This window comes from Streptomyces sp. NPDC020597 (assembly GCF_044335095.1).
Classification (GTDB): Bacteria; Actinomycetota; Actinomycetes; order Streptomycetales; family Streptomycetaceae; genus Streptomyces.
The window spans coordinates 1-26241 of the sequence record NZ_JBIRUL010000013.1; the positions used below are offsets into that span (position 1 = coordinate 1).

The window sequence follows — 26241 nt, forward strand, 5'->3', positions numbered from 1 at the left end:
TCGATGTCGTCGCCCTCCTCGCTGCTGCACTGGACCCGCCGCATGATCGAGATCCGCAAACAGAACCCCGCCTTCGGCCTCGGCACCTACACCGAGCTCCCCTCCTCCAACCCCGCCGTCCTCGCCTTCCTCCGCGAACACGAGGACGACCTCGTCCTGTGCGTGCACAACTTCTCCCGCTTCGCACAGCCCACCGAACTCGACCTCAGCCGCTACGACGGCCGCCACCCCGTCGAGCTCTTCGGCGGCGTCCGCTTCCCCGCCATCGGTGAACTGCCCTACCTGCTCACCCTCGCGGGCCACGGCTTCTACTGGTTCCGGCTCACCAGAGCCGCGTCCCGGATCGGTCGCCGCCCGTGAGCGTGCGCCGAGGAAAGGATGGGTCACCGTGACGAAGACCGCGAAGACCGCCCCCCTGCGCCCGGCCGCCGTGAGCGGAGTGCGTTCCGCGGGGCCGCTCGGCGCGCTGCTGCGCGAGTGGCTGCCCCGGCAGCGCTGGTTCGCCGGCAAGGACCGCCCGATCACCGACCTGCGCATGCTGTCGATGACCGAGCTGTATCCGGGCTGTCTGCATCTGCTCGTGCACGCCGGCCAGTCGGGCGTCCCGACGCCCGGGGGCACTCCCCCGGCCGGCGACTGCTATCAGCTGCTGCTCGGCCTCCAGGAGCATCTGTCGCCGCGGCTGGGGCGGGCGTTGATCGGCAGGGTGGAGGAGGGTCCACTGGCCGGACTGACCGTCCACGACGCGCTCCAGGACCCACGGTCGGCGCACCTCCTGCTGGAGCGGATGCGGCATCCCGGCACGCTCGGTCCGCTGTCCTTCGAGTCGGACCCGTCCGTGTCCCTGCCCCCGGGGCTCGCACCGCGGCTGCTGGAGGCCGAGCAGTCCAACACCTCCCTGGTCTACGGGGACGCGTTCATCCTGAAGATCTTCCGGCGTATCCAGCCGGGAGTGAACCCCGATCTGGAGGTGCCGGTCGCGCTGGCCGGGCAGGGGTGCGGGCGGGTGCCCGCACCGGTGGCCTGGTTCCGCACGACGCATCCGCAGGAGGCCACGCTCGGCGTGCTGCAGCCCTTCCTGCCGGACGCCTCGGACGGCTGGACGCTGGCGCTGCGCGCGCTCTCGCGCGGCGAGGACTTCACGGCGGAGGCCGAGGAGTTGGGGCGGGCCACGGCCGACGTCCATCTGGCGCTCGCCGCCGCCCTTCCGGCCGGCCCGCACGCGGAGGACGGGCGCACGGCGGCCGCGATGACCGAGCGGCTGGAGGCGGCGGCGCACCACGTGCCGGCGCTGCGGCCGTTCGTGCCGGGTCTCATCACCGCGTTCGGCGCCCTCTCGGCGTGCGACGCGGGTCCGCCCGCCCAGCGCATCCACGGCGACCTGCACCTCGGGCAGGTGCTGCGCGCCGGACGCGACTGGTTCGTCATCGACTTCGAGGGTGAGCCGTCCCGTCCGCTGGCCGAGCGGCGCAGCGCCCACTCGCCGGTGCGCGACATCGCCGGAATGCTGCGCTCCTTCGACTACGCCGCCCGCCAGCGCCGCCCGTGGCGGCCGGAGTGGGCGCGGCGTTGCCGGGAGGCCTACTGCGCGGGCTACGCGGCCCGCGCAGGCTGGGACCCCCGTAAGAAACATGCCCTGTTGCGTGCCTACGAGACGGACCGAGCCGTGTACGAAGTGCTGTACGAGGCCCGCAACCGTCCCGACTGGCTGCCCGTACCCATGGCGGCGATCGAACGACTCGCCGTCCGAGGAGGCTGACCCCTGTGGCCCTGCGTGACACCTCTCCGCCCGAGTCGGCCGGCCCCCGCCCGCGTACGGCGCCCGCGCTCGACGCGGGCGACCGCGGACGGCTGCTCTCGGGCGCCCACCACGATCCGCACGCGCTGCTCGGCGCGCACCCGGTGCCGGGCGGAGTCCTCTTCCGGGCGCTGCGGCCCTTCGCCGACGCTGTGAGCGTGCTGATCGACGGTGATCCCTCCCCGATGGTCTCGGAGGGCGACGGCCTCTTCGCGGTCGTGCTGCCGCTCGACGCGGTGCCCGCGTACACGCTGCTGGTGTCGTACGAGGGCGCCGAGCACAAGGTGGACGATCCGTACCGGTTCCTGCCCGCCCTGGGCGACTTCGATCTGCATCTGATCCGGGAGGGGCGGCACGAGGAGCTGTGGAAGGCGCTCGGCGCCGAGCCGATGGCCCACCAGGGCGTGCTCGGCACCCGGTTCACCGTGTGGGCGCCGAACGCGCAGGGGGTGCGGGTCGCGGGGGACTTCTGCTTCTGGGACGGGACGGCCTTCCCGATGCGGTCCCTCGGCTCGTCCGGGGTGTGGGAGCTGTTCCTGCCGGGGATCGGCGAGGGCGCCCGGTACAAGTTCGAGATCACGTCACGGCACGGCGACCGGTTCCTCAAGGCTGACCCGATGGCCCGGCGTGCCGAGGTGCCGCCGGACACCGCGTCGATCGTGCACGCCTCGCACTACGAGTGGTCGGACGAGGAGTGGATGGCGCACCGGGGCGACGTACCCGTTCACGTCGCCCCGTTCTCCGTGTACGAGGTCCATCTGCCGTCCTGGCGGCCGGGTCTGACGTACCGGGAGCTGGCGGAGGAGCTGCCCGCCTATGTGCGGGACCTCGGCTTCACGCACGTGGAGCTCATGCCGGTCGCCCAGCATCCGTTCTCGGGTTCCTGGGGCTACCAGGTCACCGGCTTCTACGCGCCCACCGCCCGGCTCGGCACGCCGGACGACTTCAAGTACCTGGTGGACGCGCTGCACCGGGCCGGGATCGGCGTGATCGCGGACTGGGTGCCGGCGCACTTCCCCAAGGACGACTGGGCGCTCGGCCGGTTCGACGGGGAGCCGCTGTACGAGCCCGGTGACTCGCGCCGGGCCGAGCATCCGGACTGGGGGACGTACGAGTTCGACTTCGCCCGGATCGAGGTGCGCAACTTCCTGGTGGCGAACGCCACCTACTGGTGCGAGGAGTTCCACGTCGACGGCCTGCGGGTGGACGCCGTCGCCTCCATGCTCTACCTGGACTACTCGCGCGACTCCGGGCAGTGGACGCCGAACGTGTTCGGGGGCCGCGAGGACCTGGCCGCCATGGCGTTCCTGCAGGAGATGAACGCGACGGTGTACCGCCGCAACCCGGGCGTGGTGACGATCGCCGAGGAGTCCACCGCCTGGGACGGCGTGACCCGGCCGACGGACGGCGGCGGGCTCGGTTTCGGGCTGAAGTGGAACATGGGCTGGATGCACGACTCGCTGCAGTACATCGGCAAGGAGCCGGTGCACCGCAAGTACCACCACAACGAGATGACGTTCTCCATGGTGTACGCGTACAGCGAGAACTACGTGCTGCCCATCTCGCACGACGAGGTCGTGCACGGCAAGCAGGCGCTGGTCTCCAAGATGCCGGGCGACTGGTGGCAGCGGCGTGCCAACCACCGCGCCTACCTGGGCTTCATGTGGGCCCATCCGGGCAAGCAACTCCTTTTCATGGGGCAGGAGTTCGCGCAGGGCGCGGAGTGGTCCGAGGCGCACGGACCCGAGTGGTGGCTGCTCGACGCCGGGTACGCGTCGGCGGGCGACCACCGGGGCGTGCAGGACCTGGTGCGCGACCTCAACACGGTGTACCGGGCCACTCCCGCGCTCTGGGAGCGCGACACCGACCCCGCCGGCTTCCGGTGGGTGCTGGGGGACGCCGCGGAGGACAACGTCTTCGCGTTCCTGCGGCACGACGCGCACGGCGCGCCGCTCCTGGCCGTCAGCAACTTCTCCCCGGTGGTGCGTCACGACTACCGTCTCGTCGTCCCCGCCGGCGTCCAGGCCTGGCACGAGGTGCTCAACACCGACGCCGAGCGCTACGGCGGCAGCGGCGTCGGCCTGTCCGGCGCGGTCGCCGTGCGCGACGGGGAGCTCAGGCTGACGCTGCCCCCGCTGGCGACGGTCTGGATGGCCCCGTCGTCCGTGTGAACGCGGCCGGACGGGGCAGTCGGGTGCGTACCACCCACCACAGAAGGGCTGACGTCGCGTGCGCACCGTGGGAGTGGAGGAGGAACTCCTCCTGGTCGACCCGGAGACCGGCGAACCGCAGGCACTGGCCGCCGCCGTCCTCGCCCGCGCCGCGCGGTGCGAGGACGGCGGGGACGACGTCTTCGAGAAGGAACTGCACAGCCAGATGCTCGAGTTCGCCACCCATCCCCAGTCCGGGATGGACGATCTCGGCGCGGAGATCGTGCGGATACGGGGCGAGGCGGCCCGGCACGCCCGGGGGGCCGGCTGCGCGGTGGCGGCGCTGGCCACGTCACCGCTGCCGGTGCGCCCGTCGGTCAGCATGAACCGGCGCTACCAGTGGATGGCGGAGCAGTTCGGCATCGCCACGCAGGAGCAGATGGTGTGCGGCTGCCATGTCCATGTGTCCGTCGACTCGGACGAGGAGGGCGTCGCTGTCGTCGACCGCATCCGCCCCTGGCTGTCGGTGCTGATCGCGCTGAGCGCCAACTCGCCCTTCTGGCAAGGCCGGGAGACGGGTTACAGCAGCTATCGCAGCCGGGTGTGGCAGCGCTGGCCGTCGGCCGGTCCGACCGAGCTGTTCGGTTCGGCGGAGGGTTACCGCCGGCGGGTCGCGGACATGGTGGCCACGGGGGCGATCCTCGACGAGGGCATGGTCTATTTCGACGCCCGGCTGTCGGCGCGCTATCCGACGGTGGAGGTGCGCGTGTCGGACGTCTGTCTGCACGCGGACACCGCGGTGCTGGTCGCCACGCTCGTGCGTGGACTGGTCGAAACGGCCGCCCGCGACCTGGAGGCCGGCCGGGAGCCGGTGGACCACAGTGTGAGCCTGCTGCGGCTGGCCGGCTGGCGGGCGGCCCGCTCGGGGCTGGCGGGCGACCTGCTGCATCCGGCGACCATGCGGCGTGCTCCCGCCGAGACGGTCGTCGGGGCCCTGCTGGAGCACGTGCAGGACGCGCTGGCGGACGCCGGGGACCTGGAGCGGGCCCGCGCCGCGTGCGCCGGGCTGCTGCGGCAGGGCAACGGCGCGCACGTCCAGCGCCAGGTGTGGGAGCGCACGGGCAGTCTGCGCGAGGTGGTCGCCGCCTGCGTACGCCACACCCAGGGCTGAGGGCCGTCAGAGCATCAGGTCGATCGCGTACGCCAGGAAGAAGGCGGCGATCAGGACGGCGAGGACGATGATCACGGTGAGCGGGGACTTGGCCCAGCCCTTGGGCGGGTTGTGCGTCTCCCGGGGGCCGGCCCCGGGCATGCTGCTCTCCGCGGGCGGGGTCTCGCCCGGGGGAAGCCGTCGCCCGGTTGCAGTCCGGTGGTGCGCTCGGGTTCGGGGCCGGGGCTGATGTGGGTCATGCCCTCCGAGTCCCCCCGCCCGGGCCGACTTCACCGTCGGGAGGTCCACGGAAGCCGGGCACCCCTCGCCGCCGAGATCATCAAGGCGGATTACATATTCGTTCCAGGCCACAAGCGGTCTCACCTGGGCTAGATTCGACCACCGTCGATAACAGTTCCCGTCGGCGGAGTCACAGCCCGTACACGTCAGGAGCAGCGCATGCGCGACTTCGCTCTCGCTCCCCCGGCCGCCCCGCCCCTGACCGGGGGCCTCGCCGACACCGTCTTCGACACCGCCGCCCGCACCCCGACGCTCGCGGTCCTCTCCCGCCGTGCGGACGCCGCCTCCGGCGACTGGGAGGAGGTGACCGCCGTCGAACTGCGGGACGAGGTGGTCGATCTGGCCAAGGGGTTCGTGGCGTCCGGCATCTCCCCCGGGCACCGCGTCGCGATCATGGCGCGCACCCGGTACGAGTGGACCGTGCTGTGCCACGCCCTGTGGGCGGTGGGCGCCGAGGTGGTCCCCGTCTATCCGACGTCCTCGCGCGAGCAGGTCGCGTGGATCCTGCGGGACGCCGACTGCGTCGGCGTGGTCGTGGAGGACGAGCAGAGCGTGATGACCGTGGGGTCGGTGTGCGCCGCCCTGCCGGCGCTGCGGCACGTGTGGCAGCTGGACGCGGGGGCCCTGGACGAACTCACCCGGCGCGGCGAGCCGGTGTCCATCACCACGGTGAACTCGCTGCGCAGGATCGTGCTGCCCGACTCGACCGCGGTGATCGCCTACACCTCCGGCACCTCGGGCCGGGCCCTGGGCTGCGCGCTGAGCCACCGCAGCCTGGCCAGCCCCTGCGACACCCTGCTGGCCGGCTGGGGCCACACCGCCGCGCCCGCGGGCCAACAGGCCAGCGTGCTCGCCTTCCTGCCGTTCTCCCATGTGTACGGGCTGATGATCCAGGGGCTGTGCCTGCGCGGCGGCATCGTGATGGGTCACCAGCCCGACATAGGGGCGGACGCGCTCGCGGAGTCGCTGCGCACCTTCCGGCCGACGTATCTGTACGCCGTTCCCTCGGTGTTCGAGAAGATCTACAAGAACTTCCTGCGGGCGGCACAGGAGGCGGGGCGCGGCGCCCTGTTCGAGCGGGCGGCGGAGACGGCCCGCGACTTCGCGGCCGCCGTCGAACGGCAGCGGCTGGGCCGCGGCTCAGGGCCCGGCCTCGACCTGCGGCTCCAGCACGCCCTGTTCGAACGCACGGTGTACCGCAGGCTCCGGGCCGCGCTCGGCGGCCGGGTCCACCGCGGCACGTCCGGCGGCTCCCCGCTGCACCGGGACCTCTCCCTGTTCTACGAGGGCATCGGCATCTACGTGCACGACGGGTACGGCCTGACGGAGACCGGCGGCGGGATCACCATGCAGCCGCTCGGCCGGGAGAAGTCGGGCACCGTCGGACAGCCCCTGCCGGGCGTGGACGTCCGGGTGGCGAACGACGGGGAGATCCTGGTGCGCGGCCCGTCGGTGTTCCAGGGCTACGTCAACGACGACGCCGCGACGCGGGCCGCGCTGTCGGGCGGCTGGCTGGCCACCGGCGACCTCGGTTTCCTGGACTCCGACGGCTACCTCACGATCACCGGGCGCAAGAAGGACGTCATCATCACCAGCGGCGGCAAGAGCGTGGCGCCGACGGCGCTGGAGCAGCGGCTGCGCATGCACCCGCTGGTCCACCAGGCGGTGGTGGTGGGCGACAACCGGCCCTGCGTGGGCGCGCTGATCACCCTGGACCCCGACTTCCTGGCGCACTGGCGGGGAAGTCTGGCGCTGCACGGCGACCCGCAGAGCCGGGAGGCGCGCGAGGAGAACGCCCTGCGCGAGGAGATCGGACGGGCCGTGGCCGCCGCCAACAGCTCGGTGTCGCGCTCGGAGTCGATCCGGGCGTTCCGTATCCTGCCGCAGCCGTTCGACCAGGCCAGCGGGCTGCTGACGCCGTCGATGAAGCTGCGCCGGGACTCGATCGTGGCGCACTACGCGGCGGAGATCGAGGCGATGTACCAGGCGCGGGCCCGGCTGCCCCGGCAGAGCCCGCAGGAGGAGGTCCTGAGCTGGGACGACGCGGACGACGTCTTCCGGTGAACCGGCCCGGCCACACGCGCCGCGCCGGAGGGTCACTCGGAGCGCACCGTGCCCGCGGCCATATGCCGCCGGAAACCGGACGCGTAGCCTGGAGATCCTCGGGAACCCAGAGAGGGCGACGCCTAAGAGCCGTAGAGAAAGGAAGACGGTCCCGGACGCTGTGGGGCCGCACTGACGACATGGCAGCCGAACCACGGGGTAGTGACGCATTGTCCTCCTGGGCCACTCCGAGCCGTACAGCTCGCTTCGCGGGTGAACCGCACGACGTGACGGGTGCGCGTCTGGCCACGGAGGCGTTCCTCCGGGAGCTGGCCGGGACGGCGCCTCCCACGGCGCCGGAGTGCTGGCACGACATCGTGCTGATCGTCACGGAACTGGCGGCCAACGCGGTCCAGTACGCACCGGGCCCCTTCGAGGTGCATCTGCGGCGCACCTTCGACGGGGTGCACGTCACGGTGCACGACACCAACAGCACGCCGCCGACCCCTCGGCCGTTTCACCCGGACACCGGGGGCGGGGGCATCGGCTGGTATCTGGTGGACACGCTCTGCAGTCAGGTCAGCGTGGTGCCGAACGAGCCGGGCCTGGGTGAGGGCAAGGACGTCCACGTCTTCCTGCCCTGGTGAGCCCGCCGCCATCGCGGGTTCCGCGGGCCGTCAGGCCTGCCCGTCCGCCGTGCGGATCGGCACGAACGCCCTGATCGTCTTCCCGCCCGCCGGCTCCCTCTCGATCTCGATCTCCCGGGCCAGCCGCCGCACCAGCGGCCAGCCGTAGCCGCCGGCGGCCCGTTCGGCGGGCGGCGGGGCGGGCCCGCAGACGCCGGACGGAATCTCGTCGCTGTGGTCGCGCACGGCCAGCCGGATCCCGTCGGGGACGAGCACCGCCTCGAACCCGGCCAGTCCGCCGCCGTGCCGCAGTGCGTTGGTCACCAGCTCCGAGACGACCAGCATGAGATCGATCACGTCCGTCTCGTGCGCCGGTCCCGTCGAGGCGTCCCGGCCGGCCTCCGCCACCGCCCGGGCGTGGGCCCGGGCAGCGGCAGCGGTCGCGACCGGCGCAGGCGCAGGCGGCTGCGCGAACGTCGGCCGGGTGCGCGCGAGTTCGTCCTCCCTCACGCCGGGGTCGTTCCCCGCGGGACCTGCCGCCGGTAGTGGTCGCCCACGGCGGTGAGGTACCCGGGGTCGGTCGTCTCGCTGTCGGTGTGGAAGCGGGGCGCCTCCTTCACCTCGTCCTTCGTACAGGTCAGGGAGACCTGTCCGGCCCCGGCGTCGACCGCGCTCACCACGCCGACCGGGACGACGGCGCTCCTGCCGAACAGCCACACTCCCGTGTCGACGACCAGGTGCCGCATGCCGTGCGGGTCCGCCTCGCGTTCCACGTGCCCGAGAGTGCCGTCGGCCGTCGTGACGGCGTAGCCGGTCAGATCCTGTCCCTCGACATGCCCGCTGCCCGGCGTGAAAGACCAGATTGCGTCGATGGTCACGCTGCTCCCTCCTCGTGTTCCGAAGCAGCGGCTACCCTGCCGTCGCGACCGCATTCGGGGCGTGAGGCCCCGGTGCGGACCCGGCCGGTGTACGGCGCGGGCCGCCGCCCGCGACTGTGCGGAACGTCTCGGCATACACGACGCGATCGGGGGCAGACGAGCCCCGTCATCGACCGCCCCGACGAACGGAGTGAACGGCATGGACGCCGTGACGGTACAAGCAGCGACGGCCACGGCAGAGCGTGCGGGCGCCGACGACCCGCGCGAGGGGGTTCCGTTCATCGACATGCCGGCCCAGGTGAGCCCCCGGGACGCGCGGGAGCTCTCCCGCCGCTTCTTCGACCGGCTGGCGGTCGTGGAGGAGGGCACCCCCGAATACCAGTACGTGCGCAACACCCTGATCGAGATGAACCTGTCGCTCGTGCGGTACGCGGCCTCCCGCTTCCGCGGCCGGGGCGACGCGATGGAGGACATCGTCCAGGTCGGCACCATCGGTCTGATCAAGGCCATCGACCGGTTCGAGCTGACCCGTGAGGTCGAGTTCACGTCGTTCGCCGTCCCGTACATCGTCGGTGAGATCAAGCGCTTCTTCCGGGACACCAGCTGGGCGGTGCACGTGCCGCGCCGCCTTCAGGAGGCCCGGGTCGAACTGGCGAAGGCGACGGAGGAGCTGCAGACGCGACTGGGCCGCATGCCCACCACGCGCGAGCTGTCCCAGCTGATGTCGCTGTCCGAGGAGGAGGTCGTCGAGGCCCGCAAGGCCTCCAACTGCTACACGTCCGCGTCCCTGGACGCGGCCCTGACGTCCGACGGCGGCGTGGACGGCGAGTCGGTGCTGGCCGACTTCATCGGCGCGGAGGAGCCCGCCCTGGAACTGGTGGAGGACTTCCACTCGCTGGCGCCGCTCATCGCCGAGCTGGACGACAGGGAACGGCGGATCATCCATCCGCTGAGCCCTCATGGCGTCGAATGCCGGTGAAAGCTGCTCCGTGTCGGCTAGTGCCGAACTGTGCAGGTCGGAAAGCCTTCAAGCACGCTACCTCGCCGCGCATCTATCGCTCTCGGACGGGTACTTCCGGGCCGTTCTGGGGCGTTCGGGCGAGCACGGAGCGAGCAAAGACCCCGCCATCAGTGAAGATGACGGGGCCCAGGGCATGCGCTCAATCGGGACCCTACCCGCCCTCCTCGTCGGCCTGACCGTCGCCCTCGTCCGGCTTCCCGGCCTCCGGCGTCGCGACTTCGGGAGCCCGGCGAGCACGGGGCACCAGGCCCGCCGCCTTCTCCGCGATCTCTCGGTCAACGTCCTCCAGCAGCTCGGTGTACGTGTCGCCCGTTAGCTGGATTGTGGTGTGCCTCAGCACCTTCTTCACCGCGAAGATGTCGCCCCCGCCCGCATGCGTGAGCGTCGCCGCCAGGTGCCGCAGGTCCCGGAGGCTGACCGGCGGCAGCCCTGCACGCCTGCAGATCCGCCGGAACTCTAGCGACACTTTCTCCGGGTGGAGCCATGTTCCGTCAGGCTCGGTCCACACCTTGCCCGTGTCCACCCAGTCAGCGACGTCCTTGCCCTCCGCGCGCTCCATCGCAGCCCGTCGATCCCACTCGTCCCGCTCGGCGAGCTGCTGCGCGCGCCGCTCCCGCAGCACACCGACATTGAGGGAGTCGAGGCCGATCGTCGACGACGACTCCTCCGTCTTCAGGTCATCCTCGAACACCTCCCAGTTGTCGACGACGAGCGCCCGCGACGGGGTGATCAGGCCTGCGTCCAGGTCGATGTTCGTCCACTCGATCCCGACGCCCTCGCCACGCCGCAGGCCACGGAAGGCGAGCAGGTGGAAGAACGAGTACAGGCGCGAGCTCTCCGCCTCGTCGAGAAACTCGCCGAGCTGCTGCGGGGTCCACACCATGACCCGCGACGGCTTCTCGCCCGTGCGCTCCCAGTGCGCGACGTTCGACGCCGTCCACAGCTTGGCCTTCGGCCTCTTGCCTGACTCCAGCTCGACCCACGCGGCCGGGTTGAACGTGATGAGTTGCTTGCGGATCGCCGCATTGAGCGCGGCCCGCAGCGTCGCTCGGATCCGCTGCTTCGTCGCCGGCCCCGTGATCGGCCGACACGGCAGCATCGCCTTCAGCTTCTCGCGCTCGGCGGCCAGGAGCGCAGAGACCGCAGGCGACGGTCGGCCGGGCTTGGTTCCCGGGCGCCACTTGCAGCGCGCCTCCTGCTTTCGCCGCTCCGCGTTCTCCGCCCTGACGACATCGTTCTGATCGTCGAAGCCGTCGAAGAACGCCTGCACATGGCCGATGTTCAGGCGGTCGAGCCGATGGTGCCCGAGGCCCGGCTTCAGATGAACGCGGATGTGCGAGGCGTAGCTTCGCGTCGTCAGGCGTTTCGTTTTCTTCGCTGCGACCCAGGCGTCGAGCCACTCGCCAACCCTCATACCGCCGTCGAGGACCACGCCGCCGGCCAGGCGCCGCTTGATCTCGGTCGCGTCGGGGATATCCGCGCGCTCGCTCATTACCTTGGCGAGGAGGTCACCGATCTGCGCGGCATAGTGCTCGTCGTCGTCGATCAGGTCGAGGAGGGCGCGGACCTTGTCGAGGTCTTTCTGTGCATCCTTGGCCAGGGCGTAGCCGGTGCGCCGGAACGGCCTTCGGTTGCCCCTCGAGTCCGCGGGTATCTCTTGGCGGACCTGGAAGCTCCCGTGATTGCGCTTCGGCAACTGCGGACAGTCGTTGCCGAGCCTCTTACCGTCCGTTCCGCGGCACTCGCAGCGTTTCGAGATGCCACCAGCGCGTCGCGCTCCGGTCATGTACATCCTCCGAATCGCCGCGCACTACGCGCGCACTTGTGCATGCCGTGACGCCAGCAACGTACGCCACCTGTTGTTTCGCATCAACCCGTACCGTACTGTGCGCACTACGCACACTAGTGCGCAGTAACGTTCCAACGCTGCACGGGAGTGGCACGGACATGACCCACCAGCCGAGCACGGACCACCAAGAGCTCACAACTCGCCACCTGCTCGACCTGCCGCCGACGACCGACGTCGAGACCGGCGGGAAGGCATTCGGGATGGGCCGCACGAAGGCCTACGAGCTGGTGCGGGCGGGGAAGTTCCCCTGCAAGGTCATCCCGGCAGGGCGCACCTACCGCGTCGTGACCGCCGACCTGCTCCGCGTCCTCGGGCTCGAGGCAAGCGCCGAGCCGCAGAAGACCGCCGAGCACGCCCCGGCGGCCTGACCACCACCCCATGCCAGCGGGCCCGGCTTCCCCCTCCCCCTCCGGAAGCCGGGCCCGCTGCGGTACCGGCTCAGGGGCGGCGGAACACCTGGGTAGGCCTGAACGGCCGCTCGAGGGCGGGCGGCAGGGCGGAGAAACGCGGGAGGGGAACCCGCTCCGCCGCGTCCATCGCGGTCTCCTGCGCGGCCGTGGCATGGTCCTCGGCTACACCGCTCGGGGTCCACTGGTGGCCGTCCCATTCCAGCATTGCGCGCGGGGCGTCCGGGTCGACGTGGCCGCCGTGCTCGGGGCTTTCGCCGAGAGGAACGGCCCTGCGGTCACCGGGCTTTGGCCGGCGAGTCTCCCGGCGTGCGGCCCACTCGTCCAGCGGCTCGTCATCCACGGGCTTCTCCTCCCTGTTCCTGCTGCCAGTCTGCCCGGGCCCGCGCTGTCGGCGGAACCCCGGCCGGTCAGAGCATGACCGTCCACCCTCCACGGGCCAAGGTGGTCGACCCGTCCGGCGTGATCGTCACCCGCGCCCCGTACACGGGCAGCTCGCCGTGCTCGATCCACCGCCACCGGATCGCCTCGAGCATCGTGTAAAGACGGCGGGGGCCGCCCTGGTGGACGGTCGTGGTGCGGCTGCCGGGCTGGGTGTGAGCGCGCGCCCACGAGCCGTCGGGGTGCAGCATCCACGTCATCCGATCGCCGTCGTCGCCGGTGCCGGTGCGGTGCTCGATGCCGGGGGCCGTGAGCGACAGCATCGACCACACCTCCCACGCCTGCATGACGTCGAGGACCGGGAACGAGGACACCGTGACGTCGTCGCCGTCCCGCTCGCGAACCTCCTGGAACAGGGCGTCGAGCTGGGGCGGGTAGTCGTCGCTCGTGCGGGTCGCCATGAACGCCGCCCGGTCCCATTCGATCCGGCCCGCCGCCCCGCCGTCCTCGCCCTTGTCCGCGGTGAGGATCAGCCCGGTACCGGCGAGGGTCGTCACCAGGCGTCCGCCCGGCCGCAGGACGCGCAGCCAGGAAGCGGGCACGCGCGGCATGGACACCATGGACACGATCCGGTCGTACTCGCCGGGCAGTTCGGCCGCCGCGTCCTGCGTGAGGACCTTCGGATAGTGACCGATGCGGTCGAGGCGTTCGTCGGCGGCCTCGGTGAGGTAGGGGTCGACGTCCACGGTCGTCACGTAGTCGTCGCCGAGGCGGGCGCACGCCAGGGCGGCGCTGTAGCCCGAGCCGGTCGCGACGTCCAGCAGTGTCTGGCCCTCGCAGAGCCTGCCGTGGGTGAGCATGCTGACGACGAGGCTCGGCAGGGTGCTGGACGAGGTGGGCCTGCCGGTCACCGCCTGGCCGTCGGCGGCGTGGTCGGCGTGCACGGAGCCGACCCGGGTCACGAGGGTCTGGTCCGTGTACGCGGCGCGCGCCCACGCCACCTCGTCGGCCGGGCCGTCGGCGGGCGTCCAGCCCTCGGGGCCGGCCGCGTACCAGCGGGGCACGCACAGGTGCCGGGGCGTGGCCAGGACCGGCCCGTGCCACGCGGATGCGGGGTGCACCGCCGTACGGGCGAGGTCGGCGGCGTGCTGCTTCCAGTCCATCAGAGGGTGACTCCTTGCAGTTCGTCGGCGATCGCCGCGGCTATCGGCTGCCCGGTGGCGCCCTGGATCCAGTCCCATTGCCCGCACGGATTCACCTCAAGGAACCACCACCGCCCTTCGGGGTCAACGACGAAGTCAGCAGCCCCGTAGGTGAGGTGGAGCCGGTCCATCAGGCGGCGCATCCCGGCCTCGACGTCGGCGGGGACCGTGGTGGTGGCATAGGTGAGCGAGCCGTAGTCGGACCGCCAGTCCTCGTGGGCGGCCTCGCTGCCCGCGTGGACCTCGGCGGCGAACATCCGCGACCCGACGACCGTCAGGCGAACCTCGTGGCTCTTGGCGACCCAGGCTTGGAACAGGTGGGCGGTGGTCTCGACGCCTCGCAGGTCGGCGAGATCATCCGGGGCGAGACGTCGGGTGTAGACGGCTTTCAGCTGGTCGTCCTCGATCAGCACCGGGGACGCCACGGGCTTGCAGATCAGCGGGCCCGGAACGGCGGCGGCGAACTCCCGCACCGCGTCCGGCCGGTTCGTGATCAGCGTGGCAGGGATGCGCAGCCCACAGACGCGGGCCGCGTCGAGCTGGACCGGCTTGTACTCGGCTCGGGCCATGAACGTCGGATGGTTGACCCACCGGCAGTCCAGAGCGGACAGGACACCGCCCAGGCCCGCCCGGGCCTGCGCTGCGGCGAACCGCCCCTCCGGGCCGGTCATGCCGTCGGGGAACTGGAACGCCCCGGGGGCGCGGTAGTACACCGCGCCGACCCGGGACAAGTCCACCGTGCGCTGCACGGTGGCCAGTTCGCCCGCCCATCCATGCCCCTGGTCGATCCGGCCCGACAGCGAAAGCTGCTGGGGGAAGGCGGCGATGTCCATGCGGAACACCTCGGCTCCTCGGCCGGTCAACTCGGTCACCACTCGATCGGTCGGCCAATCATCGGTGGCCGCGATCACCAGGACAGGCAGGGACATGATCTAGTCCTTCGCGCCCTCGTCGAGCGGCGGCGGGTTCGTCGTCGACCCGTCCGGCACCGTCGGCGAGTGGGTGTTCGCCATACAAGTCAGCAGCCCGCCGTCATACGACACGTTGACCTGGCGGTCCGAGTCGTAGAACGACGCCGGGATGCGGGCGGCGCCGGTCGAGTCCGGGGTGCGCGCGAACCGCAGAGCGAAGGGCCGCGTGTCCGGCCCGGACGGTGCCTCTGCGCTGTGCGGGAGCTTTCCGGCGGACAGCGGGAATGCTTCCCGCGCCCGGTCCATCGTGGTCGTCACAGATGTCTCCTTCGGTCTGGGTGTTGCGGAAGTCCGGCCGCCCGCCGTTCTGGGGCGGCGGGCGGCCGGTACGGTCCCCCTCCAGGGAAGGGGACCGGCCCGCGCAGCGGCTTGCCGGGGCACCGCGCGGGGGTCAAAGGGGCGTCACACCGAGGAGGTTGACGCCGGCGTACAGGCAAGGGCCTTGGGCCAGTTCGGCGCGGCCCCACGACGTTTCGAGGAACGGCCGCCCACGGTTCGGGACAGGCGCGCCATGCACAGCCGCTGGTTCCTGCGCCGGTATCGCGCTCACCGTCGCCCGGAACCCCTCGAGCGTGGCGGTCACCGCCACATACCGGCACGGCACCACCTTCCGGACGTCGCCGGCGTAGCCGACGGCCAGCTCGCCGAGAAGATCCGCGAGCTGCCAGGAGACGCCCCACGCGTGGAAGGTGTCCGCCACGTGCTCGAAAACGCGGTCGTCGAGGAACCGGGTGACACGCCAGGTCCAGCGCATCGAGTAGCCAGACCCCCACCAGGGGTCGCCGGACACAGGCGGCCCGCACGACGGCCGTGTCTCACAGGTTCGAGTCGGAGCAAGGTGCATCTGGGGTGTCCTCGCGGGGCTGTGGGGGCTGGTCGTGGTCGTCAGGCGCTCCGGCCGCCCGCCGCGGGGGTGGAAAGCAGGCGGCCGGAGCGGTCACCCCCGAGGACAGGCACGGGTAGCCCTCGGGGGGATCCGTGGGCGCCGGTCAGGGCACGGCGCGCAGCCGCGCCCGCCGCTCCTCGGCGACGGCAGCACAGCTGTCTGTGTGGAGGTATCCGTGTAGGCCGCCGCTCGCCTCGGAGGCGAACACCGCCGCCTCGGCGCCTTCACCCCTGGAGATCGGCTGCGAGCATGCGCCGCAGATCCGGCGCTGTACGGCCCGCTCGATCTCGCCGTCGTCGACCGCAGAGCCGAGCGGCCCGGGCCGCTCCCACAGTGCGAGGAGACTCCGGGCGAGGAGCGCCAGGTCGAAGACGTCGCACTGCTGCTCGGCCAGCGACGAGCCCGCCCGTTCCGCAAGAACGTGCTGCGCTCGCACAATGACGTAGACCGCGGTGCGCCGGTACTCGCCGCGCATGCGCGCCGCGAGGCCCGTCAACTCGGAGACGAGAAGCCGGACGTGCCCCCCGAGGAGACCGGCAGCCGCGTTGAGAACTTCACCTTTCGGCAGGCCCGCCGTGCCGAGGACGGCGCCGTACGACTGCCGGATCGTGGCGGCGTCAATCTCCACTCGACGTGCGCCGTTCACCGTGCCTCCCTGGGGTGGCTGTCCGCGGTAACCGGTGCCGGGTTGTCGAGCGCGCTCGGGTTCGTGGTCCATTCCATTCCCCCCGTCGCCGGCCGGAGCCACGCCAGCGCGCGTGTCCCGTTGAGGTCCGGAGCGATGGCCCGCAGGACCCCGCGGCGGCCGGTCGCCGTGTCCTCGACCTCGCGGCCGATCCAGGGGTGCTCGCGATGGAGGAGCGCGCTCACTTGGCCTCGCCTCCAGTCGAAGCCAACGGCGCCCACGAGTACCGCAGACGTACGCCCCGCTCCTGAAGCCAGCCGATCTCGCGGTGCCGCAGGTCGGGCGAGTGGTCCGGAGCGACAGACGAGGGCCACCGGACGATCACCACGTCGGCCGAGCCGGACTCCACCAGTTCCCGTACCCGCGCCCATCCCTCACGCTTGCAGGGGTCGGGTTCGCCGTACGGGTCGCTGATCACTTCAGTGATCGTCAGCCCGTGCGCTTCCGCAAGGGACTTGCCTTCTGCTTCGGCTCGTTCCGCCGCCAGGCTGGGTGTCATGAGGCTTCGCTCGGCGCACACGTAGAGAACGGCGGCGACTGCCGGGGCGGGGCCGGCGGAGGTGGCCGGCGTTTCCTGTGAGGTTCCTGATTCGGTCATCGGTGGAGCCTTCTGGTCGTCTCGGTGCCCGCTCGTCCCCCGTGAGGCGAAGAGGAAGCGGGGCGGGGCCGTACACAACAGCTAACCCACCGTCATCACAGGTTGTGCATGACGAAGTTGGCCGGGCCTCTCGCGCCGAGACTGACGAATTGACGCGCTCTTTACTGTCGGTCGCGCGCCGAACCTCCTACCGTGGAATGCATGGGTGAGACCCGAAACGAAGCCTTAGCCGCCTGGATCAAGGCTCACCGCATGTCGGCCGCAGAGCTTGCAGACGCCGTGAACGAAGCCATCGGCAACCTCACCGGCAAGCCCGGCGCCACGTCGGAACGGACCGTGTTCCGATGGTTGTCCGGCGAGAACCAATGGCCGCAGGCACGGCAGCGCACCGCGCTGGAGATCGTCACCAGCCGCACCATCACGGCCTTAGGGTTCGTGCCTCGGGGGACACGCAAGACCATCTCAGCACCCCCAGCACCACGACCGGAGGACACAGTGCACCGCCGCCGTTTCGTCGGGGCGGCCACCGGCACCGCCGCCGCCGTCGCCGTACCCCTCGTCAACGCAGCTTCCCACCCCTCCCGCGTCGGCACCTCCGACGTGATCCGACTCCGAGATCACATCGCGAACCTCGTCGAGCTGGACGCGGCACGCGGCGGACACACCGCCCTCGAGCGCGCAGCCCTCGCGGGAGCCTTCGAAGCCCTCGGGCTACAGAAGCTCTCCGCCACACAACGCGTGAGGCAACGCCTTTTCGCCGTCGCCTCGGACTTCACCGCAACCGCCGCCTGGTCCCTGATCGACGCGGGGCAGCTCGATAACGCCGGACGCCACCTCGACCGCGCCCTGACCCTCGCAGGCATGGCCCAGGACTCCGAAATGATCATGCAGGTGTGGAACCTGCGCGCCATGCTCGCCCGGCAGCGCGGAGACTACGCCGAAGCCGTCGCCGCAGCCCAGGCCGCCCAGACGACCACCGCCGCGCGCCGCAGCCCGCTGCACGCCTCACTCGCCCACGCCCGGACCTCAATCGGTCATGCCCACTCCGGGGACGAGCGCGGGGCCCTGCGCTCCCTCGGCCGCGCCGAGGAAGCCATGTCGAAGGCGGACACCGCCGCCCCACTGCCCATCTGGATCGCGTTCTACGGGCCTGCGGAACTGCACTCGATCACCGCCATCGTGCGGGACGTCATCGGGCAGCCGGCGGAAGCTGAGGCCGCCTCCTACCGAGCGCTCGCCGCCCTGCCTGAGGCGTACCGCCGCAACCGCGCGAACGCCACCGTACGACTCGCCCTCGCCCAACTCCATCAAGGCGACGTCGAGCAGGCGTGCACCACCAGCGGCGACGCATTCCAGATCATGACCGGCGCCCCGATCCCCGGCCGCATCAGGCGAACCCTCGGCGACTTCCAGCGAGATCTGATCACCATGGCTTCCTCTACGCACATCGCGCATGAGTGGATGGACCGCTACCGGACCGAATGGAGCACACCTTGACCACGGCGACCATCGAACTCCGCCACTACGGGCACGACGACCTACAGCAGATCCGGCAGACCCTGCTGGACGTTCACGCCGACGCGTACGCGGACGAGATGGAAGACGAGTTCAACCAGCGATTCCCCTGGTTCGTCGACCACTGGGGCGGACACCCCGGGTTCTCCTGCGTGATCGGCTACGACGAGGACGAACCGGTCGGCTTCGCCTACGGCGCCCCGTCCACCCCCGGCCGCGAGTGGTGGCGCGAACACGTAAGCCAGCCGCCGGCGGATAGCTCTACGTTCTCGTTCTCTGAGCTGATGATCCGCCCCAAATGGCGCAAGACCGGCACCGGCGAACGTCTCCACGCGGCACTGATTGGCGCTCGCCCCGAGGCCCTGGCCGTGCTCCTCGTGGACCCCGACCACCCCAAGGTGCAAGCCCTCTACGAGCGGTGGGGCTACAAGAAGGTGGGGAACCGTCAACCGTTCCCTGACAGCCCGAATTTCGCCGTCATGCTGCTCCCCCTGCACGCAGCGGTAACCGGCCAGAACGGGGATACCGCGTGAACGCGGAATGAGGCACACCAGCAGGCCCGCGCTCAGGCGTTGTAGCCCTCCTGCCGGGCAGCCCCGCCCCATCCGGCCGCCACCTTCACGAAACAGGCGCGGCACAGCGGGTTCGCACCGGTCCCGTAGCACTTGCACTCGTCCGCCTCACCGTCACCGACGTCACCGACGTCACCGACGACGAGACCACCGTCACCGTCCAGTTGGGAGACCCACTCTCCCCGCTGCCGGAGCCCGTCGCCGACCTGATGCGGGCCTGCATCCGGTTCCGCCAGCACCTGCCCTACGCCAGCAGCAGAAGCTCCCACTGGCTCTTCCCCGGCCGCCAGCCCGGACAGCCGATGAACCCGGTCACTCTCCAGGTCCACCTGCGCGAAATCGGCGTCCCGCCGCAGCGCGGCAGGGCCTCCGCAATCCGCCAGCTCGTACTCCAAGCCCCGGCCCCCGTCATCGCGAAGGCACTCGGCTATCACGACAAGACCACTACCCGCCTGGTCACCGAGGCCGACGGAACCTGGAGCCGATACGCCCCTGGCGACCACTGAGAAGTGTGGCGCCGCGTCAGCGTCGCCCTGGACTTCCTGGCCTGGATCGACCAGCGCGGCCTGGCTCTCACCGATCTCGCCCAGGAGCACATCGACGACTGGATCGCAGGAGCCACCAGCCAACGCCGCTACCTGATCCGGTACTTCCTGAAAAGGACCACGAGCCGCCAGCTCACCCGCGAGCTGACCGTCCCCTCCATCCCGAGGCAGGAGCCCCAGAACCTGCTCGACGAGGATGATCGGTGGCCGCTCCTCCAGCGCTGCTTGACCGACGATGCCCTGCCCACGGACGTCCGCGCTGCCGGCGCGATCACCCTGCTGTTCGGCCCGTCCACCGAACACCTTTGCCATCTGACGCCCGAGCACCTCAAGTTCGGCGATAAGCACACCCACCTCGTCCTGGGGCGCCACCCCGTACTACTGCCTCCACGACTCGCCGAGCTCCTTCAGCACCTCGCCGAACAGCCCCAGCTACGACCGCAGCTCTCGCGAGTCCACCCAGGCCCCCGGTGGCTCTTCCCGGGCATGGTCCCGGGCAAGCCGATCTCAACGCACGGCATGACCCAGAAACTGGGTCGCCACGGCATCCCTGTCCGCACCGCTCGCAACGCGGCGCTGGCCGCCCTCGCCGCTGATCTCCCCAGCCCGATCCTCGCCGACGTGACTGGGATGCACCGCCACACCGCACTCCGCTGGGTCGCCTACGCCCGACGCGACTGGGCCGAGTACCTCGCCGCCCGGACGGGCAGACCCGATGAACAGGCCAGCAGAGCGGAAGTGGTGAGCCGCAGTATCAGGTAAGTGGGGCCGCGCTCATGGACTAGGACGCGGCCGAAGAGTGTCCACCTGCCAAGAGAGCGAGCCCCCAGCGAGAGGCGCAGCGCGGTACAACGCCCCGTCACCGCCGCGGTGTTCAGGCACAAGTGTCAGGTCCACCGGCGAATTCACAAGCCCGTCGGCACACCGCACCGCATCAGTAAGCTTGAACAGTTCGCAACATCAGATTGCGACGGACACGGGTGGAGCCGCATCCGGTTCGGTGGGCATGCACCATGGCGCCGACAGCCCTCCCCGAGATGCAGCCCGGGTGAGGGAAGCGCACGATGAGAAAAGGGCACCCTCCCTGGAGGTGATCAGGATGCGACGTCTACTCACCGCCGCAGCGGCCCTGGCTCTTCCAATTTCCCTTGCAGGAGCACCGGCTGTAGCGGTATCGCACAGCATTTCTGCGACCACCGTGGTGACCAGCACTCAGGCCGCGCACAAGTTGACCAGTCCAACAAACGTCGTGGCCCAAGGACCGGACGACGTATGCAACTACACCGATAGCCGACCGAGCCTTCACGTTGGGTCATCCGGGCCGGCAGTCCAACAAGCCCAGTGCTACCTGAATCAGGCCATAGGCGTCGGCTTGGACGAGGACGGCGACTTTGGCCGGGTCACACAATCCGCAACAAAAGACTTCCAGCGATGTGCCGACATCGTCGTCGACGGGCGCATCGGAGCCCAGACTTGGTCGTTCCTTTCCTTCTGGGCCAACGCGCCAGGCGCTCCCTTCTGTTGAGGGACTCCGGCCAGTGTGGTCCTGAAACCGAGTGCCCGGGCGGCTTGGTGTTCCTGCGTGTCTGGCTCGCCCCACGCGCTTGATAAGCTCGCCGGGGGACTCATAATGCTTAGGAAACTAGCTTCTTACTTCGGGACAGCAGTTCTCTTCTGTGGCATAGCAGCACCTCAGTCGACTGCCATCGTCTATCAGCCAATACCCGAGCATTGTCGAGACTTTTATTTTTTTGGCGGGCACGGTCTGGGCGAAGGAGGAGCGGGTGACTGGGGGAGCACAGTCCAAGACATATACAATAACTACGTAAAAAGCATAAACGACGCTGACCCTGACGTGTCAGTCGACGGCGAAGCCATTGCATACCCGAGGACAGAGTTTCCTGGATTTGGGCCCGTGGAATACGCGAAAGAGGCGCTGAAAAAGGAACGGCCTGAGGTGGCCGCCGGAGCCGATGCACTAAAGAAGCAGCTCACGAGCAGGATAAGTGCTTGCCAGGGCGTGGAACACTACGTTCTTGCAGGATTCTCTCAGGGCGCATGGGTGATTCACCAGTACCTGAAGAACGTACCCAAAGAAATGCTGGACAAGATCTCAGGGGTCGCAGTACTCGGCGATCCCCAGTTCACGGGCAGTGGAATTATCTCGAAGCTGCTTCCAAACTATGCTATCCACCCTTATTTCCCCCCGGGAGTCAGACATCAAAGTTTGTGCCTCTCATACGACCTGCTAAGAGCAGGGCGCGCCGTAAATGACCCAATCTGCCGATTCTCCTATACCGACTTCACGAGAGGGGATAAATCGGACCGCAAGTACTGCGAACTAGCCGCCAAAGGATTGATCGACACGATCTGGTGCCCGCATCTTCGCTATGTGCAGACAGGTGGCACTAAGCGGGTTGCTGAATTCCTCGTCAGCGTGAGCTGAAAATAGGAGAATCCCCTCCTTTCTTAAGAAGAGAATGCCGCCACTCAGCCAGCCAGGCAAGGAGCGTCGATGATGTCAGAGGCAATTAGCTGCCCGCATTGCGGTGCGCTGGCTTCAGTGGATGATTCATTCTGTGCTATTTGCGGACGGAGGATTAGGCAGGAAAGTGTCGTTGACGCACGGAAGTCAACGACTGAATCAGACTCAGAGTCCGCGATTCCCGCCAATGAGCGGGGGCGTGACGGGCAAGTGGAAATCAATTCGAACGCTCTCTATGCGGAATATGATTCCCGGAAGCTCACCGTACTGACAGGATATATGGCGGGCGTCATCGGGTTCCCTGTCGGATTGCACAGGCTGTACGCGGGGAAGCCGCTATGGTGGATCTATTTGATTCTTTTCATCCTTGGCGCCATCGGCAGCCTCCTGCTCGTCGGTTTTGTCTTCTTCGGAATCCTGTTCGTCTGGTGGATTATTGACATGGCGCTGATGAAAGGGTGGGTAGAGAAGTATAACCAGACACTGCGCCACCAGATCTTCGGCTGGGCGCGGGAAGCAGAAAGGTATAAGCACTCGAGTTGGGAGACGCGAGTCGGCTGACTCTTATTGCGACAGGACCGTGTAGTCACGAAGATCCAGATCATTCGGAGGTTATCCGTGGCAGGGCAACCACGACTCCATTGCATGAACGGACATACACCGCCACCTGATAAGGAGGCGTCCAAGTTCTGCACGATTTGCGGCGCTCCCATAGTGATCACTTGTCCTAACGGTCACGAAGTCAAGCCAGCTCCTTTCTGCAGCGTGTGCGGGACGTCCTGGCCTTCCGGCGACCTTCCCGCTGATGACGGTTCATCCGAACCGTCGCTGCCACTGACCGGTCGACAGAAGCTTCGACGTGCCCCACCAGCCCTCCTGATCGCCGGGGTGGCGCTACTGGTATTGCTCGTCGGAGTTGGGGCTTACTTCGGCATCTCACGGCTCGGCAACTCGGGCTCCAGTCCCGAACCGCGCCCGCCCGCGCAGCCACCTGCGAATACGCAGACGCCTTCGGTGCCCCTGGCCAGCGAGGTCCCCCAGCAATACCTCGGCACGTGGGACAGCAGCATCGACAACGCCACGGGGCACCACACTCGCCGTCTCGTCATACAGCAAGGCGAGGTCGGCGATACAGTGCTCTTGCTCACAGCGGATGGCCCCACCAAAGACGGTGGCACGTACCACTGCGGCTTCTCGGCCGAGTTGGCCTCAGCACCAACGGCCGACGGCCCCCTCCACATCGGGCCGTCCACGGTGACAGTGGCTAAACCGGCGTCAGCCTGCACCCCAGGCGCCGCCAGCACCGTCACTCTCCTGTCCGACGGCAGACTCCGACGGGTAAACGGTGAGCAGTTGACGTACACAAAGGCAGACTGAACGTGGTCAGGGCGACGTCCGTCACTCGCTGCGCGGCTATCTCTTCCCACGATCAGGCCAACGAGCAGACAAGCCGAACCTGACCATCCTGAGCTATCGTCAAGACTTGTGGATCAGTGAGCATTTTCAGCGTTGCCTCTCCAGGGTGAGGACGGCTTTCGCGATGACGCTCATGCGGTTGGGGCTGACGCGGGATCTGCGGAAGATCTGCCAGGACTTCAGCCGCGCCATGCCTCGTTCGACAGGTGCCCGGGAGGCGGACAGGGCCCGGTTCTCGGTCCGCTCGGTGAGGGTGAGTTCACCGCCTGGCGGGCGACGCTTGGCAGTGGTGACCCAGTCGCCCGCACCGATGTAGGCCATGTCGGCGAGGATCGGGACGCCTTGGCGCGCGCAGATCCGGAGGATCTGGTGGGTGCGGGCGGCCGTCAGATCGTGTGTTCGGCCAGGCAATGCCGGCGACAGCCACAGAATCTCGCCGGCAGGGTTCGTGACGACCTGCACGTTCACCCCGTGCCGCTTATGTTTCGAGGAGTAGTCGGCCCTGCCGTCGCCGACGCGGTCGCACTCTGCGAGCGTGCCGTCCAGGAGGACGAAGTCCGGGTCGTGCGCGCGCAGCGTCTTCAGCAGGCCCGGCGCCTGCTCGGCGAGCAGACCCGTGACCGCGGCGACGTAGGTGTGGGCGGTGCCGACGGATATACCGAATGCCGCGGCGATCCTCGTGAGGGTGTCGTGGCGACGCAGGTACACGAGTGCGACCAGCGCACGGCGGTGCGGCGGGAGTTTGCACCGCCGGTCACCCTCACGGGTGACGATGAGCATCGTGACCCACTCGACCAAGGCGTGAGGCAGGTCGAGTGCGGCAGGATATGGAACCAACAGGGCTCCTGTGCTGCTGAGTTGAGACGTCGAACACCTCCCTCAACGGCACGGGGGCCCTGTCCGTTGCGCGCCCCGACCTCACACCGCCCCGTCACCCGTTCAGTGTGCTCCTGTATGCGGGTTCTGATCACGATCTGGCCGGGGCCGACGATGACCGGCTCGTCAGACCCGAAGTCTGGCTTGCTCTCCTTGCGCTCGAATCCCGGCTCCCACAACTCGCCGACGGGAAAGTGGCCGTACTCCACGCTGACGGCCCCCGCATGACTGATCTCTGACATGGCTTGAGCCTGCCAGGAGTACCGCCTTCGGTGCACAGGCACCAGTCAGCCAACGTCAGAAACCGGTCGGCGGTCGCGCGCACCTTCCCCTCCGCCGTGCTGGCGTCTCAGCCAGCGCAGCCGACGGTTTCGGCGAAGGGTACGACCTGGGGCCGCCCATTTATCAGCCCCCGCATGGACAGACGCCGGGCAAGCCCTTCATCCGCAAGGACGTGCCCTGCATCGTGAACTGTATTCAGCGGCCGGTGGACTCGGGGAAGCGCTGGCGGCGGTCCGGGTCGTCGACGCCGATCTCGTACCAGGACTCACCGATCGATCGCCCCACGTTGCAGATCGCAAACGCAGTCGGACAGGGCCACTGTCAGGTCAGAAGGTGGGGATCGCGAATTCAACCCACATCGGGTAATGATCAGAGATGTGCCACGACAATTCCGTCAGTGTGGCATCGTCTTGGAGTTCGGGCACGAAGTCCACATGGCCGCCCGCGCCTGCTTCCAAGGTCAGTACCGGTCGGCGTTTCTGCCCCTTGGTGAACCAGGCGATCTGGTCGTAGAAGTGCTCCGTTCCAGGGTGGTCGAAGACGGTCCGCGGAAGTCCCGCGAGCTGCGGGGCGGGGACCAGGCCGGTGGAGGTGAACGCCTTGAACAGCGGGTCGTCGGCCCGGTCGATGTTGAAGTCTCCGAGCGCGATGAGGTTGTGGTCCCAGCCGAACTCACGCTCCGCCCAACCGGCCAGCCAGTCGGCGATCGCCTGCAGCTCCGGGACCCGCTCGGTAGCGTCCTCGCCATACAACACGTGGAGCGTGACCAGCGTGAACGTCTGCCCGCGTGAGAGAAAGCTGACCGCGTAGGGGGTGCGGGCGAACTGGCGGTCAAGCCCTCCCGCCGGGACACCCGTATCCTTCTCAATAGGCACCACCAGCTCGCAGGCCAGCCCGGACGGTTTGACCCGCCGCGTGTCGAACAGGAACGCCAGCCGTTCGTCGTTGCCGGCCTTGCCTTCGGTCACGTCGGTGAGGATGAACGCCCAGTCCTCCCCCAGCACCTTCATCAGGTGCCGCAGGGCCCGCAGGTTCCCGCGGACCTCCTGCACCGCGACCACGTCGAACCGGCGCACCACCGCGGCGATCAGGTGCATATCGGCGAAGTTCCGCTTCGGCGAGGCGCCCTCAGGGGTTGTCCAGGCCTTGGTCAGGCCGGAGAACGCCCGCAGGTTCCAGGTCGCGATCCGCAGGCTCGTCCCCGGATTCGGTGGCACTAGCGCATCGAGGGCCTCCTCCCAGCGCGAAAGCCGCGCGGCGACCCTCTGCGGCGGCGCCAGGACATCCAGTTCCGTCAACACGTGGACCTCCCCGTTACAGCTGTTCGTGCATCGAGAGTCGGTGAGACATGAGGCAGCAGGCAATAGCCCATTGCGGTGGCAGCCGATCCGTGGAGGGTATGTCGCGCACACCACGAACAGGCACGTCCGACTGGTCAATCGGAAGTGGCTGGTGGGGCATCCCGATAGTCACGGGGAGCAATCGTAGGGGGATCACCACCCTTGACCGTAAGGGATTTTCGCCCAGACGCTCCACCTCGCAGCCTCAGCGCGGGGTTGGGAAAAGCACTCCCGCGACGGCGGTGAGGACGACGTCGTGCGCCAG

General features: G+C 69.2%; 28 protein-coding genes and 1 pseudogene. 15 read left to right on the forward strand and 14 right to left on the reverse strand.

The features are described from left to right. From ACH4ZA_RS22585 to ACH4ZA_RS22600, 4 genes are all read left to right on the forward strand, one after another. A partial coding sequence (locus ACH4ZA_RS22585) for an alpha-glucosidase C-terminal domain-containing protein (protein WP_398431155.1) occupies positions 1–360 on the forward strand: 360 nt, incomplete at its 5' end. A gap of 28 nt (positions 361–388) precedes the next feature. Continuing rightward, on the forward strand, positions 389–1759 hold the full coding sequence (locus ACH4ZA_RS22590) for a maltokinase (RefSeq protein ID WP_398431157.1): 1371 nt from the start codon (positions 389–391) through the stop codon (positions 1757–1759). Between the two features lie 5 nt (positions 1760–1764). Then, the gene (glgB, locus tag ACH4ZA_RS22595) at positions 1765–3969 is read left to right on the forward strand and encodes a 1,4-alpha-glucan branching enzyme (protein ID WP_398431158.1); all 2205 of its coding nucleotides are present in this window, start codon (positions 1765–1767) and stop codon (positions 3967–3969) included. A gap of 58 nt (positions 3970–4027) precedes the next feature. Continuing rightward, positions 4028–5119 carry a glutamate--cysteine ligase gene (locus ACH4ZA_RS22600; RefSeq protein ID WP_398431159.1) on the forward strand — a complete coding sequence of 364 codons (1092 nt, stop codon included), beginning with the start codon at positions 4028–4030 and terminating at the stop codon, positions 5117–5119. Between the two features lie 6 nt (positions 5120–5125). On the opposite strand, the pseudogene ACH4ZA_RS22605 reads toward ACH4ZA_RS22600, so the two are convergent. Further along, positions 5126–5358: pseudogene (locus ACH4ZA_RS22605) on the reverse strand (DUF6480 family protein). Between the two features lie 199 nt (positions 5359–5557). Between ACH4ZA_RS22605 and ACH4ZA_RS22610 the strand changes: the two are divergent. Beyond that, entirely contained in the window at positions 5558–7462 is a 1905-nt protein-coding gene (locus ACH4ZA_RS22610) for an AMP-dependent synthetase/ligase (RefSeq protein WP_398431161.1), read from the forward strand. A 179-nt stretch (positions 7463–7641) separates the two neighbouring features. Beyond that, a complete protein-coding gene (locus ACH4ZA_RS22615) occupies positions 7642–8088 on the forward strand; it encodes an ATP-binding protein (protein WP_398431163.1) in 447 nt (148 codons plus the stop codon). Positions 8089–8118: 30 nt separating this feature from the next. On the opposite strand, the gene ACH4ZA_RS22620 is transcribed toward ACH4ZA_RS22615, so the two are convergent. Continuing rightward, complete coding sequence (locus ACH4ZA_RS22620; protein WP_398431164.1) at positions 8119–8577, reverse strand: ATP-binding protein; 459 nt, start codon at positions 8575–8577, stop codon at positions 8119–8121. Continuing rightward, positions 8574–8945 carry a PRC-barrel domain containing protein gene (locus tag ACH4ZA_RS22625; RefSeq protein ID WP_398431166.1) on the reverse strand — a complete coding sequence of 124 codons (372 nt, stop codon included), beginning with the start codon at positions 8943–8945 and terminating at the stop codon, positions 8574–8576. Before ACH4ZA_RS22625 ends, ACH4ZA_RS22620 begins: the two co-directional genes overlap by 4 nt. A gap of 199 nt (positions 8946–9144) precedes the next feature. Here ACH4ZA_RS22625 and ACH4ZA_RS22630 point away from each other — a divergent pair, with 199 nt between their 5' ends. Further along, the gene (locus ACH4ZA_RS22630) at positions 9145–9924 is read left to right on the forward strand and encodes a sigma-70 family RNA polymerase sigma factor (protein ID WP_398431167.1); all 780 of its coding nucleotides are present in this window, start codon (positions 9145–9147) and stop codon (positions 9922–9924) included. A 193-nt stretch (positions 9925–10117) separates the two neighbouring features. Here the strand turns inward: ACH4ZA_RS22630 and xerC are convergent, their stop codons facing one another. Further along, positions 10118–11752, reverse strand: coding sequence for a tyrosine recombinase XerC (gene xerC / locus ACH4ZA_RS22635; RefSeq protein WP_398431168.1), 1635 nt, complete (start codon positions 11750–11752; stop codon positions 10118–10120). A gap of 161 nt (positions 11753–11913) precedes the next feature. Between xerC and ACH4ZA_RS22640 the strand changes: the two genes are divergently transcribed. Further along, positions 11914–12183, forward strand: a complete 270-nt coding sequence (locus tag ACH4ZA_RS22640) for a DNA-binding protein (protein ID WP_398431169.1) — start codon at positions 11914–11916, stop codon at positions 12181–12183. Between the two features lie 70 nt (positions 12184–12253). On the opposite strand, the gene ACH4ZA_RS22645 is transcribed toward ACH4ZA_RS22640, so the two are convergent. From ACH4ZA_RS22645 to ACH4ZA_RS22680, 8 genes are all read right to left on the reverse strand, one after another. Beyond that, positions 12254–12565, reverse strand: a complete 312-nt coding sequence (locus ACH4ZA_RS22645) for a DUF6087 family protein (RefSeq protein ID WP_351683391.1) — start codon at positions 12563–12565, stop codon at positions 12254–12256. A 67-nt stretch (positions 12566–12632) separates the two neighbouring features. Then, the gene (locus ACH4ZA_RS22650; protein ID WP_398431171.1) at positions 12633–13766 is read right to left on the reverse strand and encodes a methyltransferase domain-containing protein; all 1134 of its coding nucleotides are present in this window, start codon (positions 13764–13766) and stop codon (positions 12633–12635) included. Next, complete coding sequence (gene tgmB, locus ACH4ZA_RS22655) at positions 13766–14734, reverse strand: ATP-grasp ribosomal peptide maturase (RefSeq protein WP_398431173.1); 969 nt, start codon at positions 14732–14734, stop codon at positions 13766–13768. Before tgmB ends, ACH4ZA_RS22650 begins: the two co-directional genes overlap by 1 nt. A 3-nt stretch (positions 14735–14737) precedes the next feature. Beyond that, positions 14738–15034 carry a putative ATP-grasp-modified RiPP gene (gene tgmA, locus ACH4ZA_RS22660; protein WP_398431174.1) on the reverse strand — a complete coding sequence of 99 codons (297 nt, stop codon included), beginning with the start codon at positions 15032–15034 and terminating at the stop codon, positions 14738–14740. Between the two features lie 133 nt (positions 15035–15167). Next, positions 15168–15566, reverse strand: coding sequence for a hypothetical protein (locus ACH4ZA_RS22665; protein WP_351683381.1), 399 nt, complete (start codon positions 15564–15566; stop codon positions 15168–15170). Positions 15567–15765: 199 nt separating this feature from the next. Next, positions 15766–16308, reverse strand: coding sequence for a DUF6415 family natural product biosynthesis protein (locus ACH4ZA_RS22670; protein WP_351673511.1), 543 nt, complete (start codon positions 16306–16308; stop codon positions 15766–15768). After that, complete coding sequence (locus ACH4ZA_RS22675) at positions 16305–16532, reverse strand: hypothetical protein (protein ID WP_398431176.1); 228 nt, start codon at positions 16530–16532, stop codon at positions 16305–16307. The genes ACH4ZA_RS22670 and ACH4ZA_RS22675 overlap by 4 nt, the downstream gene beginning before the upstream one ends. Further along, positions 16529–16846: a hypothetical protein gene (locus tag ACH4ZA_RS22680; protein ID WP_398431177.1), complete on the reverse strand. Its 318-nt coding sequence runs from the start codon at positions 16844–16846 to the stop codon at positions 16529–16531. The genes ACH4ZA_RS22675 and ACH4ZA_RS22680 overlap by 4 nt, the downstream gene beginning before the upstream one ends. A gap of 300 nt (positions 16847–17146) precedes the next feature. Between ACH4ZA_RS22680 and ACH4ZA_RS22685 the strand changes: the two genes are divergently transcribed. From ACH4ZA_RS22685 to ACH4ZA_RS22715, 7 genes are all read left to right on the forward strand, one after another. Next, positions 17147–18442, forward strand: coding sequence for an XRE family transcriptional regulator (locus tag ACH4ZA_RS22685; protein WP_398431179.1), 1296 nt, complete (start codon positions 17147–17149; stop codon positions 18440–18442). Further along, a complete protein-coding gene (locus tag ACH4ZA_RS22690) occupies positions 18439–18993 on the forward strand; it encodes a GNAT family N-acetyltransferase (RefSeq protein WP_398431180.1) in 555 nt (184 codons plus the stop codon). Before ACH4ZA_RS22685 ends, ACH4ZA_RS22690 begins: the two co-directional genes overlap by 4 nt. Positions 18994–19196: 203 nt before the next feature. Then, a complete protein-coding gene (locus tag ACH4ZA_RS22695) occupies positions 19197–19538 on the forward strand; it encodes a hypothetical protein (RefSeq protein WP_398431181.1) in 342 nt (113 codons plus the stop codon). A 3-nt stretch (positions 19539–19541) separates the two neighbouring features. Beyond that, positions 19542–20339 (forward strand): hypothetical protein, encoded by a 798-nt coding sequence (locus ACH4ZA_RS22700; protein ID WP_398431183.1) that lies wholly within the window; start codon positions 19542–19544, stop codon positions 20337–20339. A gap of 337 nt (positions 20340–20676) precedes the next feature. Beyond that, entirely contained in the window at positions 20677–21102 is a 426-nt protein-coding gene (locus ACH4ZA_RS22705; RefSeq protein WP_398431185.1) for a peptidoglycan-binding protein, read from the forward strand. 57 nt (positions 21103–21159) lie between these two features. Continuing rightward, on the forward strand, positions 21160–22023 hold the full coding sequence (locus tag ACH4ZA_RS22710; protein ID WP_398431186.1) for a cutinase family protein: 864 nt from the start codon (positions 21160–21162) through the stop codon (positions 22021–22023). 69 nt (positions 22024–22092) lie between these two features. Beyond that, the gene (locus ACH4ZA_RS22715; RefSeq protein ID WP_398431188.1) at positions 22093–22623 is read left to right on the forward strand and encodes a zinc ribbon domain-containing protein; all 531 of its coding nucleotides are present in this window, start codon (positions 22093–22095) and stop codon (positions 22621–22623) included. 942 nt (positions 22624–23565) lie between these two features. On the opposite strand, the gene ACH4ZA_RS22720 is transcribed toward ACH4ZA_RS22715, so the two are convergent. Both ACH4ZA_RS22720 and ACH4ZA_RS22725 read right to left on the reverse strand, forming a co-directional pair. Further along, entirely contained in the window at positions 23566–24315 is a 750-nt protein-coding gene (locus tag ACH4ZA_RS22720; RefSeq protein WP_398431190.1) for a transposase family protein, read from the reverse strand. A gap of 647 nt (positions 24316–24962) precedes the next feature. Next, positions 24963–25937, reverse strand: coding sequence for an endonuclease/exonuclease/phosphatase family protein (locus ACH4ZA_RS22725; RefSeq protein ID WP_398431191.1), 975 nt, complete (start codon positions 25935–25937; stop codon positions 24963–24965). Between the last annotated feature and the right edge of the window lie 304 nt (positions 25938–26241).